Below are 13,927 nucleotides of genomic sequence, written 5' to 3'. Positions count from 1 at the left end.
TCATAAGAAGAATTTAAGTTGACTTGGGTACAAAAAGGTTCATGATTCGAAAAAAAGTTGCTTCACCCGAAACACGCTGCATTGCAGCAGAAGCGACACCCTTTCAGTCTGGACTACAGGAAAGCACATGCCCTGGCGCCTATTGCGATTCGGTCTGTCGAAGTCCCATCCGGAACCCCGGATGTTTACGGCTCACGACAAGCTCAAGCCCTCGTACGACGTGGTGATCATCGGCGGGGGTGGCCACGGCCTCTCCAGCGCCTACTACCTCGCCCGTGATCACGGCATCACCAACGTGGCGGTGCTCGAAAAGGGCTATATCGGTGGCGGCAACACCGGCCGCAACACCACCATCATCCGCTCGAACTACCTGACGCCCGAAGGCGTCAAGTTCTACGACAAGTCGGTCCAGCTGTGGCAGGACCTGTCGACCGAGTTCGACCTCAACCTCTTCTACTCGACGCGCGGCCACTTCACGCTGGCCCACACCGACTCCGCGATGCGCACCATGCGCTGGCGCGCAGAGGTGAACAAGCACTACGGCATCGCGTCCGAAGTGGTGGGTCCGGAAGAAGTGAAGCGCCAGACCCCGCAGATCGATCTGTCCTGTGGCGGCCACGCGCCGATCCAGGGCGCGCTGTACCACGCGCCGGGTGCCGTGGCCCGCCACGACGCGGTGGCCTGGGGTTACGGTCGCGGTGCGGACATGCGCGGTGCGGAAATCCACCAGCAGACCGCAGTCACCGGCATCGAGGTCAAGGGTGGCAAGGTGGTCGGTGTACACACCACCAAGGGTTTCATCTCGACCAACAAGGTCATCTGTGCGGTCGCCGGCTTTACGCCGCGCATCACCGACATGGTGGGCTTCAAGACGCCCATCTTCGTGCATCCGCTGCAGGCCATGGTGAGCGAGCCGATGAAGCCCTGGCTCGACACCATCCTGGTGTCCGGCAGCCTGCATATCTATGTCAGCCAGAGCGCCCGCGGCGAACTGGTGATGGGCGCCTCGCTCGATCCGTACGAAGTGCAATCGACGCGGTCGACGCTGGACTTCCCGGAAGGCCTCGCCGCTCACCTGCTGGACATGTTCCCCTTCCTGTCGCATTCCAAGGTGGTGCGCCAGTGGGCCGGCATGGCCGACATGACGCCGGACTTCGCGCCCATCATGGGTCTGACCCCGGTCGAAGGTTTCTACCTCGATTCCGGCTGGGGTACCTGGGGCTTCAAGGCGACGCCGGTCTGCGGCAAGACCATGGCCTGGACCGCCGTCAATGACAAGCCGCACGAGCTGATCACCGGCTTCTCGCTCGACCGCTTCCGCAACTACTCGCTGACCGGCGAGAAGGGTGCGGCGAGCGTGGGTCACTGAGCGCCGAACAGAGAGCGGAGACGACGACATGAAACTGATGACCTGTCCGATGAACGGCACGCGTCCGATCTCGGAGTTCGCCTACTGGGGCGAAATCCGTCCGGCACCCGACGCCGACACCTGCACCGACGAGCAGTGGGCCGACTACGTGTTCAACCGCAATGGCGCACCCGGCGTGAAGAAGGAATGGTGGTGCCACACGCCGTCGAACACCTGGTTCATCGCCGAGCGCGATACCGAAAAGGACAAGGTGCTGCGCACCTATCTGCATGGAGAAGACAAGTGATGCGCCTGCCCGCAATGCCCGACGAGTGGCTCGATCGCAGCCGCACTGTCCGGTTCCGTTTTGAAGGTCGCGCCTTTGAAGCCGTCGCTGGCGACAGCATCGCCAGCGCGCTGTGGGCGGCCGGTCAGCGCAGCCAGGGCCGCAGCTTCAAGTACCACCGCGTGCGCGGCATCCTGTCTGCCGCCAACCACGACGTGAACGTGATGGTGCAGGACGGCCAGAAGCTGAACACCCGCGGCGACGTGGTCGCCGTGCGCGAGGGCATGGACCTGACCGCGGTGAACACCTTCGGCGGTCTGGCCAATGACCGCGCGCGTCACCTGGGCATGTTCGCCCGCTTCCTGCCGGTCGGCTTCTACTACAAGGCCTTCCACAACAAGCGCCTGTTCCCGATGTGGGAGCGCGTGTTCCGCCGCATCACCGGCCTCGGCGTGGTCGACTTCTCGACGCCGCACATCCGCACTGCCAAGCGCTACGACTTCTGCGACGTGCTGGTGATCGGCGCCGGTCCGTCCGGTCTGTCGGCCGCGCTGTCGGCCGCCGATGCCGGTGCCCGCGTGGTGATCTGCGATGAGAACGCACGCGCCGGTGGCAGCGGCCTCTATCAGCTCGGCGGCGACGCCATCCGTCGTCAGCAGACCCGCGCGCTGCTCGACAAGGTGAAGGCGCACGCCAACATCCGTCTGCTGGAAGGTACCTACGCCGGTGCCTATTACGCCGACCAGTGGGTGCCGCTGATCGACGCCGACAAGATGACGAAGATGCGCGCCAAGGCGGTCATCGTTGCCAGCGGCGCCTTCGAACAGCCGGCGGTGTTCCGCAACAACGACCTGCCGGGCGTCATGAACGGCTCGGCGATGCAGCGCCTGATCTATCGCTACGCTGTCAAGCCGGCGGGCAACGCCGTCGTGTTGGCGGCCAACGCCGACGGTTACCGCGTCGCGCTCGACCTGATCGCTGCCGGCGCCAGCGTCGCCGCCGTGCTCGACATGCGCGCCAGCGTGCCGCCGTCGGCACAAGCCGACGCACTGCGCGCCAAGGGTGTCGAAATCCTCGCCGGCCACGCCGTCTATGAGGCGCACGCCGACGGCAAGGGCGAATTGGCCGGCATCACCGCCTGCCGCATCGACGGCTCGGGCCGCGTGGTGTCGGGTTCGCAGCGTCGCATCGCCTGTGATGGTCTGGCCATGAGCACCGGCTGGGCGCCGGCTGCCAACCTGCTGTACCAGGCCGGCACCAAGATGCGCTTCGACGAACTGCTGCAGCAGTTCGTGCCGGACCAGCTGCCGGAAGGCGTGTTCGCCTGTGGTCGCGTCAATGGCGTGTTCAAGCTGGAGTCGCGCATCGCCGACGGCCAGCGCGCCGGTCTCGCCGCCGCGGCGCACGCCGGTCACGGCACGGCGGGCAGCGTCGACGTGCCGCCCGAAACCGAATCGCCGTCGCACGCCTGGCCCATCGTCGCCCATCCGGACGGCAAGAACTTCGTCGATTTCGACGAAGACCTGCAGGTGAAGGATTTCGAGAACGCGGTGCAGGAAGGCTACGACAACATCGAGCTGCTGAAGCGCTTCTCGACCGTCGGCATGGGCCCCAGCCAGGGCAAGCACTCGAACATGACGGCGCTGCGCATCCTCGCCCGCCTGACCGGCAAGTCGCCGCAGCAGGTCGGTACCACGACCGCGCGCCCCTTCTTCCACCCGGTGCCGCTGTCGCACCTGGCCGGTCGCGGCTTCAGCCCGCAGCGCCACTCGCCGCTGCACGGCCGTCACGCTGCGCTCGGTGCGGTGTTCATGCAGGCCGGCGCGTGGGAGCGTCCGGAGTACTACGCGGTCGAGGGCAAGTCGCGCATCGACTGCATCCGCGAAGAAGCGCGCCGCGTGCGCACCGCTGTCGCGCTGATCGACGTCGGTACGCTGGGCAAGCTGGAAATCCGCGGTCCGCAGGCGGCCGAGTTCCTGAACCGCTGCTACACCGGCCGCTACGACAACATGAAGGTGGGCGCCACGCGCTACGCCGTCATGTGTGACGAGTCCGGCGTGCTGAGCGACGAAGGCGTGGTGGCCCGGGTGGCCGAGGACGTCTTCTACTTCACCACCACCAGCTCGGGTGCGGCCACCGTCTATCGCGAACTGTCGCGCCTGAACATCGAGTGGAAGCTGGACTGCGGCCTGATCAACCTGACCGGCTCGTACTCGGCGATGAACCTCGCCGGCCCGGCGTCGCGCAAGGTACTGGCCCAGCTGACCGACATGGACCTGTCGTCGGCGGCCTTCCCCTACCTGGCGGTGCGCAGCGGCAGCGTCGCCGGCATTCCGGTGCGCATGATGCGGGTCGGTTTCGTCGGCGAATGGGGCTACGAAATCCACGTGCCGGCCGAATACGGCCCGACGCTGTGGGACGCGCTGATGAAGGCCGGGGAATCGGCGGGCATCGGCCCCTTCGGTGTCGAGGCCCAGCGTCTGCTGCGCCTGGAGAAGGGCCACCTGATCGTGAGCCAGGACACCGACGGCCTGACCAATCCGTTCGAGGTCGGCATGGACTGGGCGGTCAAGCTCGACAAGCCCTTCTTCACCGGCAAGCGCTCGCTGCAGATCGTCAAGAAGATGCCGCTCAAGCGCAAGCTGGTCGGCTTCCGCCTGGCCGAGAACTACAGCGGCGAAGTGCCCAAGGAATGCCACCTGATCATCGAGAACGGTGACATCGCCGGCCGCGTGACCAGCATTTCGTGGAGCCCGCACGTCGGTCGCTACATCGGTCTGGCCTTCGTGCTGCCCAGCATGACCGAGCCGGGTACGCCGTTCTCGATCCGCATCACGGACGGCAGCATGGTCGCGGCCGAGGTCTGCAGCACGCCCTTCTTCGACCCGAAAGACGAACGCCAGAAGGAAATCGAATGAACGCCCCCTTCGCCCCTACTCGCATCAGTCCGCTGTTCGACGAACAGGCGCCGCACGCGGCGAAGTGGACCCAGGTCGAAACGATGCAGAGCGTCGCCGCCTACGGTTCGGCCGACGCTGCACGTGTGCCGCTGGCCGGTATCGGCGACCTGTCGTTCCGCCGCCGTGCCGGCGTCAAGGGACCGGGCGCCGCCGCCTGGCTCAACGCGCTCGGCATCGCCACGCCGGAACGGCCGAACAGCTATCTGCGACTCGATGACGGCACGCTGGTGCTGCGCATGGGCAATACCGAGTTCCTGGTCGAGGACGTCGCCGGCGGCAGTCGTGCCGCCACGATGCTCGCCACCGCGCCGGGCGCCGGCGTCTATCCGGTGCCGCGCTACGACGCCGCGCTGGTGATCACCGGCCGCAACGCGATCGAACTGACCCGCCAGACCTGCGCCTTCGACTTCGCCAGCCTGTCGCCGAGCGCGCAACCGCTGGTGATGACCTCGATGGTCGGCGTCGGCGTCACCGCGATCGCGCTCGACGGCGCCGACGGCACGTATTTCCGCCTGTGGTGCGACGGCACCTACGGCGGCTATCTGTGGGCCACGCTGGTCGAGGTGGCTGCGGATCTCGGAGGTGGAGCAGTCGGCCTCGATGCACTCGGGCGGATTGCACAGCAATAACAAGCAAAGAGCGCGTCATCGAAGCTGACGCAAATCAGTGGGATCAGAGCCGTTTGGACAGGGAGGGAATGTGATGTCACCCAGCGAAGCACAGCAGTTCCTGAAGGAAAACGAGGTCAAGTACATCCTCGCGCAGTTCGTGGATATCCACGGTTCGGCCAAGACGAAGTCGGTTCCGGCCGAGCACTACAAGACCGTGGTCACGGATGGCGCCGGCTTCGCCGGTTTCGCGATCTGGGGCATGGGCATGACGCCCAATGTCGACGCCGACTACATGGCCGTCGGCGACGCGTCGACGCTGTCGCTGGTGCCCTGGCAGCCGGGCTACGCCCGCATCGCCTGTGACGGTCACACCCATGGCAAGCCGCACGAGTACGACACCCGCGTCGTGCTGAAGAAGCAGCTGGAGCAGATCACCGCACGCGGCTGGACCTTCTTCACTGGCATGGAGCCGGAGTTCTCGCTGCTGCGCAAGGTCGAAGGCAAGATCCTGCCGGCCGACCCGGGCGACACGCTGTCCAAGCCCTGTTACGACTACAAGGGCCTGTCGCGCGCCCGCGTCTTCCTCGAACGCCTGTCCGAATCGCTGCGCGCGGTCGGCATCGACGTCTATCAGATCGACCACGAAGACGCGAACGGCCAGTTCGAAATCAACTACACCTTCACCGACGCGCTGACCTCCTGCGACCACTACACCTTCTTCAAGATGGGTGCCGCGGAGATCGCCGCCGAACTGGGCCTGATCTGCTCCTTCATGCCCAAGCCGTTCTCGAACCGTCCGGGCAACGGCCTGCACATGCACATGAGCATCGGCGACGGCAAGCGCAACCTGTTCGAGGACAAGTCGGACAAGAACGGCCTCGCCCTGTCCAAGCTGGCCTACCACTGGGCCGCCGGCCTGCTCAAGCACGCGCCGGCACTGGCTGCGCTGTGCTGCCCGACGGTCAATTCATACAAGCGTCTGGTGGTCGGTCGCTCGCTGACCGGCGCCACCTGGGCACCGGCCTACATCTGCTACGGCGGCAACAACCGCAGCGGCATGATCCGCAGCCCGGGCGGCCGCCTGGAACTGCGCCTGCCGGACGCTTCCTGCAACGCTTACCTCGCGACGGCCGCGGTCATCGCCGCCGGCATGGACGGGGTGATCAACGAGCTCGATCCGGGCGCGCCGCAGAACGACAACCTGTACGACTACAGCCAGGCGCAGCTCGATGCCGCCGGCATCCGCGTACTGCCGCAGAACCTGCATGAGGCGCTGGTGGCGCTCGAAAAGGACGAAGTGATCCGTGGTGCTCTGGGTCCGGTCGTCGACGAGTTCCTGCGTCTCAAGCATATGGAGTGGGTCGAGTACATGCGTCACGTTTCCGATTGGGAAGTGAACAGCTACCTCGAATTCTTCTGATCATCCCCGGAGAACTGTTATGTGTGGAATCGTGGGTTTGCTGGTCAAGACACCGGCATTGAAGGAACGCCTGGGCGAACTGATGGTGCCCATGCTGATCGGCATGACCGAGCGCGGTCCGGACTCGGCGGGTCTGGCCGTGTTCGGCGACACGCTTGCTGAGAACTCGCGCAAGCTGAGCCTGTACTCGGGTCTCACCGACGACGGTGCCGACTTCAACTGGCACGGCCTGACGCACGCGCTGAAGGAACACCTCGATGTCGATGCGCACATCGACGTCAAGCACAACCATGCCGTGCTGTCCTTCGCCGTGTCGCCGGAACTGGTCAAGCGCTGGCTGCGCGAGAACCATCCGAAGCTGCACATCCTGAGCACCGGTCGCACCATCGACCTGTACAAGGACATCGGCACGCCGGCGCAGGTCGCAGACCGCTACGACTTCAAGTCGATGAAGGGTTCGCACCTGGTGGGTCACACCCGCATGGCGACCGAATCGGCGGTGACGCCGGATCGCGCACACCCCTTCACCGCCGGCGAAGACTTCTGCCTGGTGCACAACGGTTCGCTGTCGAACCCGAACTCGATCCGCCGCAAGCTGACGCCGGCCGGCATCCACTTCGAAACCGACAACGACACCGAAGCCGCCTGCCGCTTCCTCGAATGGCGTCTGCGTGAAGGCGACGACCTGGAAGTCGCGCTGCAGAAGGGCTTCGACGAACTCGACGGCTTCTTCACTTTCCTGATGGGCACGCCGGACAAGCTTGCGCTGATCCGCGACCCCTTCGCCTGCAAGCCCGCCGTTGTGGCCGAAACCGACGACTACGTCGCGATCGCGTCGGAGTTCCGTTCGCTGGCCCACCTGCCTGGCGTCAAGCACGCCAACGTGTTCGAACCCGCGCCCGAGGAGATGTACGTATGGAACGCATGACCTTTGATCTCGCCAGCTCGTCGCTGACCGAGATGAACACCTTCCTGCACAAGGGTCTTGAGGAGGGCGACAAGCGCCACATTTCGGTGCTGAACCCGGACGGCGCGCACAACATCGCGGTCGGCCTGAACCAGCCGGTCACGGTCGAGGTGCATGGCCATGCGGGTTACTACGCCGCCGGCATGAACAAGCACGCTCGCGTCGTCATCCACGGCAGCGCCGGCACCGGTGTCGCCGAGAACATGATGAGCGGCACCGTGCATGTGAAGGGCTTTGCCTCGAACGGCGCCGGCGCCACCGCCCACGGCGGTCTGCTGGTGATCGACGGTGACGCCGGTCTGCGCTGCGGCATCTCGCTGAAGGGCGGCGACATCGTCGTCGGCGGCAGCGTCGGCAGCTTCTCCGGCTTCATGGCCCAGGCCGGCCACATGGTCATCTGTGGCGACGCCGGCGACGCGCTCGGCGACTCGCTGTACGAGGCGGTTATCTACCTGCGCGGCAACGTCAAGTCGCTCGGTGCCGATGCCCGCTTCGAGGACATGACCGACGCCGACTACGCGACGCTGGCCGAACTGCTGTCCAAGGCCGGTCTCGAGCACGACCCGAAGAGCTTCAAGCGCATCGCTTCCGCGCGTTCCCTGTACCACTGGAACGCCGACGCGAACCAGGAGTATTGACCCACACGGAGCGGCGCTGCCGCTCCGGGCCCCGAGGGGCGGCGAGGAAGCTTGGGACGACCCGGTGCTTCCTCCGGTGCAGACACGGATACATCAAGGACTCAACATGGACATCAAACCCGTATCGTTCAAGCGCGTCTCCCGCGAGGAGTCCGCCAGCTTCGACCGCAGCGTCATCGACTACATCCAGAACGCGGCGGCGCACGGCCTGTACGAAATCCGCGGCATGGGCGCCAAGCGCAAGCTGCCGCATTTTGACGACCTGGTCTTCCTCGCCGGTTCGCTGTCGCGTTACCCGCTCGAGGGCTATCGCGAGAAGTGCGTCACCAAGACCATCCTCGGCACCCGCTTCGCCAAGAAGCCGCTCGAGCTGGACATCCCGATCACCGTCGCCGGCATGAGCTTCGGCGCGCTGTCGGCCAACGTGAAGGAATCGCTGGGTCGTGCCGCCACCGAGATGGGCACCACCACGACCACCGGTGACGGCGGCATGACGCCGGAAGAGCGCAACTCGTCGAAGACGCTGGTGTACCAGTGCCTGCCGTCGCGTTACGGCTTCAACCCGGACGACGTGCGTCGCGCCGACGCCATCGAAGTGGTGATCGGCCAGGGCGCCAAGCCGGGCGGCGGCGGCATGCTGCTGGGCCAGAAGGTGAACCCGCGCGTGGCCAAGATGCGCACGCTGCCGCAAGGCGTCGATCAGCGCTCGGCCTGCCGTCACCCGGACTGGACCGGTCCTGACGATCTGGCGATCAAGATCCAGGAACTGCGCGAACTGACCGACTGGGAAAAGCCGATCTACGTGAAGGTCGGCGCCACCCGCACCTTCAACGACGTCAAGCTGGCCGTTCATGCCGGCGCCGACGTGGTGGTGGTTGATGGCATGCAGGGCGGTACCGCGGCGACGCAGACCTGCTACATCGAACACATCGGCATCCCGACGCTGGCCGCAGTCCGCCAGGCGGTCGACGCGCTGGAAGACCTGAACATGAAGGGCGAAGTGCAGCTCATCGTGTCCGGCGGCATCCGCAGCGGCGCCGACGTCGCCAAGGCGCTGGCCATGGGCGCCGACGCCGTCGCCATCGGTCAGGGCATCCTGTACGCGCTCGGCTGTAACTCGGAAACCTACATCCAGAACGGTCAGCACATGTCGGCACTGGAAGGTTACGACGCGCTCGGCACCACGCCCGGCTTCTGCCACCACTGCCACACCGGCAAGTGCCCGGTCGGCGTGACCACGCAGGATTCCGTGCTCGAACAGCGCCTGCAGCCGGATGTCGGCGCCCGTCGCGTCAAGAACTACCTGAAGACGCTGAACATGGAACTGACCACGATCGCCCGTGCCTGCGGCAAGCAGAACGTGCATCACCTGGAGCGCGAAGACCTGGTCGCCCTGACGCTGGAAGCCGCCGCCATGGCGCGCATCCCGCTGGCGGGCACCAGCTGGATCCCGGGCCACAACGGCTACTGATCCACGCCGCCATGAGGAGTCTGCGGACGTGACCGGCTGGCTCTTCCTGCTGGGCGCCATCGTTGCAGAGGTCATTGCAACGAGTGCGCTCAAACAGGTGGAGGGTCTGTCACATCCGCTGCCTCTGGCGTTCACGGTCGTCGGTTACGTCATCGCTTTCTCTCTGATGTCGCTGTCGCTGAAGACCATACCGATCGGCATCGCCTACGCGGTGTGGTCGGGCGTCGGCATCGTCGCGATATCAATAATCGGCCTCATCGCATTCGGTCAGCGACTCGATGCGGCGGCGCTCGCGGGCATCGCCCTTATCGTGAGCGGGGTCGCCGTGATCCAGCTTTTCTCGAAGTCGCAGGCCTGAACGACGCAACACCCACAGACACTTTTCCGAGGAGAACCCACCACCGCACATCCGACGTTCCACATCTGCTGCTGACGATTTCATCCCATCAAAAAATGCACCCATAAAGGAGGAGAGCAAGATGGATCAAAGCAAAAGCAAACACCCCGCAAACCCCGCGCTCGAACGCCGCATCAACAGCATGTTCGGTCGCGACAAGGCCATGTCTCTGGGCGCCCTGCTCGGTCTGTGGCTTGCGCTGGGCTATGTGTACTTCGCCGTCCCGCACGGCTTCCTCGGCTCGCCCGTCGGCATCGTGCTGACCGTGGCCGGCGCGCTCGTACTGCTGTTCAACACGGCATCGGTGATCGCCATGCTTCGTCATTACGCCGAAGACCGCGAACACATCTACGGCATCGACATCCACCACCTCGACGAACACCGCGCCCGTGCCCGCAAGGCCGCACTGCGTCCGGCTCACGTCGACATCGGCTGAGGAGCGCACACATGTCCCGCAATGCCTACAAACCCCCTGTGCAGAAGGGCTTCGGTCAGTTCGTCGACGCCATGGTCGTGCTCGCGCTGGTGTACCTGAGCCTGCTCGCGCCGCTGCTGCTCGGCGGCACCGCCGCCGAATCGGAAGCGCCGGCCGAGAAGCCGGTCGCGACCTGGGAAGCGATGAAGCAGAACGAAACGATGGCCGCCCAGTGGCAGAAGCTCGGCTTCGATGCCGAGTCGGCTGAGCCCATCGTCAGCAAGAAGTTCAGCTACGAGATCGAACCGTGGTCGCTCGGCATCACGATCGCCGTGATCGCCGTGTACTTCTTCTTCGTGCTCAAGGTGTCCGACCGCGAGTACCGCGAAGTCATCAACGAGCGCTTCGGCCCGCGCGCCGGCAAGGAGGACTGAGTCATGGATTTCTGGACGGCACTGGAATATGCGGCCTGGGGCATCTCGGTCGTGCTGGTCGGCTGGATGCTGGTCGATGCACGCTTCGTCAGCACCACCTACGGCGAAGACTTCCTGCTCAGCTCGCGCGAAGGCGACGAGTGATGGGTGGTTCGAACCACGCACAACGGCGTGCGTGAAGACGGGAGAACAAGATGGGAACTGCAACTGCAGCGGCAGGGAAGCAGGAGAAGATTTCACTGCTGAAAGTGTTGGGCCCGGTGCACGTATGGGCACTGGGCGTCGGTATCGTGCTGGTCGGCGAGTACATGGGCTGGAACTTCTCGGTGGCGAAGGGCGGCGCCTATGGCGCGCTGATCGCCTGCTGGGTGATCGGCCTGCTCTATACCTGTGTGGCGATGATCGATTCCGAGGTGACCTCAACGGTCGCCGCGGCGGGCGGTCAGTACACACAGGCCAAGCACATCATCGGGCCGCTGATGGCCTTCAACGTCGGCCTTTATCTGGTGATGGCCTACACCATGCTGGAGGCGGCCGACGCGCTGGTGGTCGGTGACCTGCTGCATGCGGTGGCCGCACAGTACGGTGCGGAACTCGACCCCAAGCCCTTCGTGGTGCTGACGATCGCCTTCCTCGCCTGGCTGAACTACCGCGGCGTGTTCATGACGCTGACGGTGAATTTCGTCATCACCGCCTTCGCCGTGCTCGCCATCCTGGTGCTGTTCTTCAGCACCACCGGCATCGCCGGCGGCGAGAGCGTGCTGCGCCACAGCGAACTGTTGACCGATCTGCCCTACGGCTGGATCGGCGTGCTCGCCTCGCTACAGTTCGGCATGTGGTACTACCTCGGCATCGAGGGCACCTGCCAGGCGGCGGAGGAAGTGCGCTCGGCCGGCCGCTCGATTCCGCTCGGCACCATGGGCGGCATGATGACGCTGCTGATCGCCGCTTCGCTCACCTGGTACATCTGCACCGGTCTAATCCCTTGGGAATACCTCGGCCAGGCGACGACGCCGCTGTACGACGCGGCGCGACTGACCGGCAATGTCGAGCTGGAAGTGATCCTGTTCATCGGCACCATGTTCGCGGCCATCGCGTCGGCCAACGGCTGCATCAACGACGCCTCGCGTGCCTGGTTCTCGATGTCGCGCGACCGCTACATGCCGCACTGGTTCGGTGCCGTGCATCCGCGCTATCGCACGCCGTATCGCGCCATCCTGTTCCTGATCCCGATCGCCGTGTCCTTCGCCTTTACCGGGCTGCTCGATCAGGTGATCACCTTCTCCATCCTGTCGGGCCTGCTGGGTTACACCTTCATGTCCTTCAACATCGTGCGCTTCCGCCGGCTGTGGCCGCTGGGGTCGATCGAGCGTGGTTACGTGCATCCCTACCACCCGCTGCCCTGCATCGTGCTCGGCCTGCTGTGCGGGGCGACCTACTTCGCGACCTATCTGGGCTACGGCACCTCGCTGCTGTCCATCATGGCCTTCTACATCCTGGTGTCGATCTGGTTCGTCGTGCGTCGCTATCCCTACGTGAAGCGCGGCGAACAATTCACGATGCCGTGGCCGCGTCCCAAGGGCTACTGATGACGCTCGCGACGATGGCGGCGCTGCTGCTCGGCGGCGGACTGTTCGCGTGGTGGCAGCAGCGCACGCAGCGGCAGTTCCGCGACGAGCGTGCGGCGGTGTTCGACCACTGTGCCGGCATGTTCGACGCCGTCGGCGTGGCCGATTCGGGCGCCGAGTACCCGCGCCTGAGCGGCCGCTACGGCGGTGCGCAGTTCGAGCTGCAGGCCCTGCTCGATCACGTCGGCTACCGCAAGGTGCCCTCGCTGTGGCTGTCGGTGACGCTGCGCACGCCGCTGCCGGTGGGCGGCCGTTTCGACCTGCTGATGCGGCCGCAGAACATCGAGTTCTGGTCGGCCTCGGACAGCATGGACGAGCGCATCGATCTGCCCGCCGACTGGCCGGTTCACCAGATCGCCAAGGTGAGCCCGGCCGGCTGGCGGCCGCCGCTGGGTGCGCTGCGCGAAGCCGCCGGCAGCCTGATCGACGAGCCCTCGTTCAAGGAACTGCTGGTGAGTCCGCGCGGCGTGCGCATCGTGTTCCGCGTCGGTGGCGTACAGCGCGCGCACTACCTGGTGCTGCGCTCGCTGCTGCCGGACGAAACGCGCATCGAGCCGGAGCTGTTGCAGCCGCTGCTCGACGCCGCACTGCGCATCGCTTCGTCGCTGAAGGTCACGAAACTGGAGAAAGCTGCATGACGTCCGCAAGCGTATCGACAACATCCCGTCCGCCGCATCCGTTCTTCGTGCTCGCCGCTGCGCTGCTGCTGCCCGGCATGGGGCAGGTGCTGAACGGCATGCTGGTGCGGGCGTGGATCATGCTGTTCTTCGCGCTCAGCCTCGGCGTCGTCAGCTGGCACATGACGACGCCCGAGCATTCTTTCGTCGGGCGCCACGCCGGCGGCTTCTTCGTCTATGCCGTCATGGTCATGGACGCCTACGTATGGGCGCGCTACAGGCACACACTGGCCCGAGTCCGCGCGGGCCAGCGCTGAAGGGGCGGCGCACACCGTCCTCACCTTGGCCGGTACATGCGGGGCGGCTCCTCCTGCGCCGCATGTACCGGGTCTTTTTCAAGGCATCCGCATTCGAACGAACTTCCTCCGGCTCGCGGCACGCGTTCGCGCGCACGGAGCACATTCAGAAAGGTTTCCGACATCATGAAAACGAACTTCAAACGCCTCCCGCTGGCCGCGCTCGCGCTGTGCGCCGCTTCCGTCACTGTCCACGCGCAGGAAGCCGCCGCGCCGGCCTACACGGTCAGCGCGAACCTGGGCCTGTTCTCGCAGTACATCTTCCGCGGCATTTCGTACACGCAGGAGAATCCGGCGGTGCAGGGCGGCTTCGACCTCGCGCACTCGAGCGGCGCCTACCTGGGCGTCTGGGGCACCAATGTGAGCGACCTGGCGCTGT

Annotated in this window: 16 protein-coding genes; all 16 read left to right on the top strand. The window is 65.4% G+C overall.

Annotated elements, in window-relative coordinates:
• Positions 1-127: 127 nt before the first annotated feature.
• Positions 128-1,369, top strand: a complete 1,242-nt coding sequence (locus AC51BJ_RS12525; protein ID WP_024300675.1) for an FAD-dependent oxidoreductase — start codon at positions 128-130, stop codon at positions 1,367-1,369.
• A gap of 28 nt (positions 1,370-1,397) precedes the next feature.
• Positions 1,398-1,655, top strand: a complete 258-nt coding sequence (locus AC51BJ_RS12520) for a sarcosine oxidase subunit delta (protein ID WP_019915629.1) — start codon at positions 1,398-1,400, stop codon at positions 1,653-1,655.
• A complete protein-coding gene (locus tag AC51BJ_RS12515; protein ID WP_496280432.1) occupies positions 1,655-4,552 on the top strand; it encodes a 2Fe-2S iron-sulfur cluster-binding protein in 2,898 nt (965 codons plus the stop codon). Before AC51BJ_RS12520 ends, AC51BJ_RS12515 begins: the two co-directional genes overlap by 1 nt.
• Positions 4,549-5,223 (top strand): hypothetical protein, encoded by a 675-nt coding sequence (locus AC51BJ_RS12510; protein ID WP_019915627.1) that lies wholly within the window; start codon positions 4,549-4,551, stop codon positions 5,221-5,223. Before AC51BJ_RS12515 ends, AC51BJ_RS12510 begins: the two co-directional genes overlap by 4 nt.
• Positions 5,224-5,296: 73 nt before the next feature.
• Positions 5,297-6,625 carry a type III glutamate--ammonia ligase gene (gene glnT / locus AC51BJ_RS12505; protein WP_019915625.1) on the top strand — a complete coding sequence of 443 codons (1,329 nt, stop codon included), beginning with the start codon at positions 5,297-5,299 and terminating at the stop codon, positions 6,623-6,625.
• A gap of 19 nt (positions 6,626-6,644) precedes the next feature.
• Complete coding sequence (locus tag AC51BJ_RS12500) at positions 6,645-7,553, top strand: class II glutamine amidotransferase (protein WP_020163141.1); 909 nt, start codon at positions 6,645-6,647, stop codon at positions 7,551-7,553.
• Positions 7,541-8,230, top strand: a complete 690-nt coding sequence (locus tag AC51BJ_RS12495) for a protein glxC (protein ID WP_019915621.1) — start codon at positions 7,541-7,543, stop codon at positions 8,228-8,230. Before AC51BJ_RS12500 ends, AC51BJ_RS12495 begins: the two co-directional genes overlap by 13 nt.
• A 106-nt stretch (positions 8,231-8,336) precedes the next feature.
• The gene (locus AC51BJ_RS12490) at positions 8,337-9,701 is read left to right on the top strand and encodes an FMN-binding glutamate synthase family protein (RefSeq protein WP_019915620.1); all 1,365 of its coding nucleotides are present in this window, start codon (positions 8,337-8,339) and stop codon (positions 9,699-9,701) included.
• Between the two features lie 28 nt (positions 9,702-9,729).
• Positions 9,730-10,059 (top strand): DMT family transporter, encoded by a 330-nt coding sequence (locus AC51BJ_RS12485; RefSeq protein ID WP_430432603.1) that lies wholly within the window; start codon positions 9,730-9,732, stop codon positions 10,057-10,059.
• A gap of 121 nt (positions 10,060-10,180) precedes the next feature.
• Positions 10,181-10,534, top strand: a complete 354-nt coding sequence (locus tag AC51BJ_RS12480) for a hypothetical protein (protein ID WP_019915618.1) — start codon at positions 10,181-10,183, stop codon at positions 10,532-10,534.
• A gap of 11 nt (positions 10,535-10,545) precedes the next feature.
• Positions 10,546-10,947: a hypothetical protein gene (locus AC51BJ_RS12475; RefSeq protein ID WP_496280431.1), complete on the top strand. Its 402-nt coding sequence runs from the start codon at positions 10,546-10,548 to the stop codon at positions 10,945-10,947.
• Positions 10,948-10,950: 3 nt separating this feature from the next.
• Positions 10,951-11,091 carry a hypothetical protein gene (locus AC51BJ_RS12470; RefSeq protein ID WP_304033208.1) on the top strand — a complete coding sequence of 47 codons (141 nt, stop codon included), beginning with the start codon at positions 10,951-10,953 and terminating at the stop codon, positions 11,089-11,091.
• Between the two features lie 50 nt (positions 11,092-11,141).
• Positions 11,142-12,536, top strand: coding sequence for an APC family permease (locus AC51BJ_RS12465; RefSeq protein ID WP_024300674.1), 1,395 nt, complete (start codon positions 11,142-11,144; stop codon positions 12,534-12,536).
• Positions 12,536-13,213 carry a hypothetical protein gene (locus tag AC51BJ_RS12460; RefSeq protein ID WP_430432606.1) on the top strand — a complete coding sequence of 226 codons (678 nt, stop codon included), beginning with the start codon at positions 12,536-12,538 and terminating at the stop codon, positions 13,211-13,213. Before AC51BJ_RS12465 ends, AC51BJ_RS12460 begins: the two co-directional genes overlap by 1 nt.
• A complete protein-coding gene (locus AC51BJ_RS12455; RefSeq protein ID WP_430432607.1) occupies positions 13,210-13,509 on the top strand; it encodes a hypothetical protein in 300 nt (99 codons plus the stop codon). Before AC51BJ_RS12460 ends, AC51BJ_RS12455 begins: the two co-directional genes overlap by 4 nt.
• A 165-nt stretch (positions 13,510-13,674) precedes the next feature.
• The coding region (locus AC51BJ_RS12450) for a TorF family putative porin (protein WP_496280430.1) at positions 13,675-13,927 on the top strand (253 nt) is incomplete at its 3' end.

The sequence above is a fragment of the Methyloversatilis sp. S146-33 genome, from assembly GCF_059552495.1.
The sequence above is the reverse complement of the archived record's forward strand: the minus strand, read 5'-3'. Positions and strand labels throughout refer to the sequence as shown.

Bases quoted from the DNA above. Each gene is read 5' to 3' on its own strand.
- AC51BJ_RS12500 (WP_020163141.1), top strand. From the start codon at position 6,645: ATGTGTGGAATCGTGGGTTTGCTGGTCAAGACACCGGCATTGAAGGAA.
- AC51BJ_RS12455 (WP_430432607.1), top strand. From the start codon at position 13,210: ATGACGTCCGCAAGCGTATCGACAACATCCCGTCCGCCGCATCCGTTC.
- AC51BJ_RS12525 (WP_024300675.1), top strand. From the start codon at position 128: ATGCCCTGGCGCCTATTGCGATTCGGTCTGTCGAAGTCCCATCCGGAA.
- AC51BJ_RS12470 (WP_304033208.1), top strand. From the start codon at position 10,951: ATGGATTTCTGGACGGCACTGGAATATGCGGCCTGGGGCATCTCGGTC.
- AC51BJ_RS12515 (WP_496280432.1), top strand. From the start codon at position 1,655: ATGCGCCTGCCCGCAATGCCCGACGAGTGGCTCGATCGCAGCCGCACT.
- AC51BJ_RS12495 (WP_019915621.1), top strand. From the start codon at position 7,541: ATGGAACGCATGACCTTTGATCTCGCCAGCTCGTCGCTGACCGAGATG.
- AC51BJ_RS12520 (WP_019915629.1), top strand. From the start codon at position 1,398: ATGAAACTGATGACCTGTCCGATGAACGGCACGCGTCCGATCTCGGAG.
- AC51BJ_RS12475 (WP_496280431.1), top strand. From the start codon at position 10,546: ATGTCCCGCAATGCCTACAAACCCCCTGTGCAGAAGGGCTTCGGTCAG.
- glnT (WP_019915625.1), top strand. From the start codon at position 5,297: ATGTCACCCAGCGAAGCACAGCAGTTCCTGAAGGAAAACGAGGTCAAG.
- AC51BJ_RS12510 (WP_019915627.1), top strand. From the start codon at position 4,549: ATGAACGCCCCCTTCGCCCCTACTCGCATCAGTCCGCTGTTCGACGAA.
- AC51BJ_RS12480 (WP_019915618.1), top strand. From the start codon at position 10,181: ATGGATCAAAGCAAAAGCAAACACCCCGCAAACCCCGCGCTCGAACGC.
- AC51BJ_RS12490 (WP_019915620.1), top strand. From the start codon at position 8,337: ATGGACATCAAACCCGTATCGTTCAAGCGCGTCTCCCGCGAGGAGTCC.
- AC51BJ_RS12460 (WP_430432606.1), top strand. From the start codon at position 12,536: ATGACGCTCGCGACGATGGCGGCGCTGCTGCTCGGCGGCGGACTGTTC.
- AC51BJ_RS12465 (WP_024300674.1), top strand. From the start codon at position 11,142: ATGGGAACTGCAACTGCAGCGGCAGGGAAGCAGGAGAAGATTTCACTG.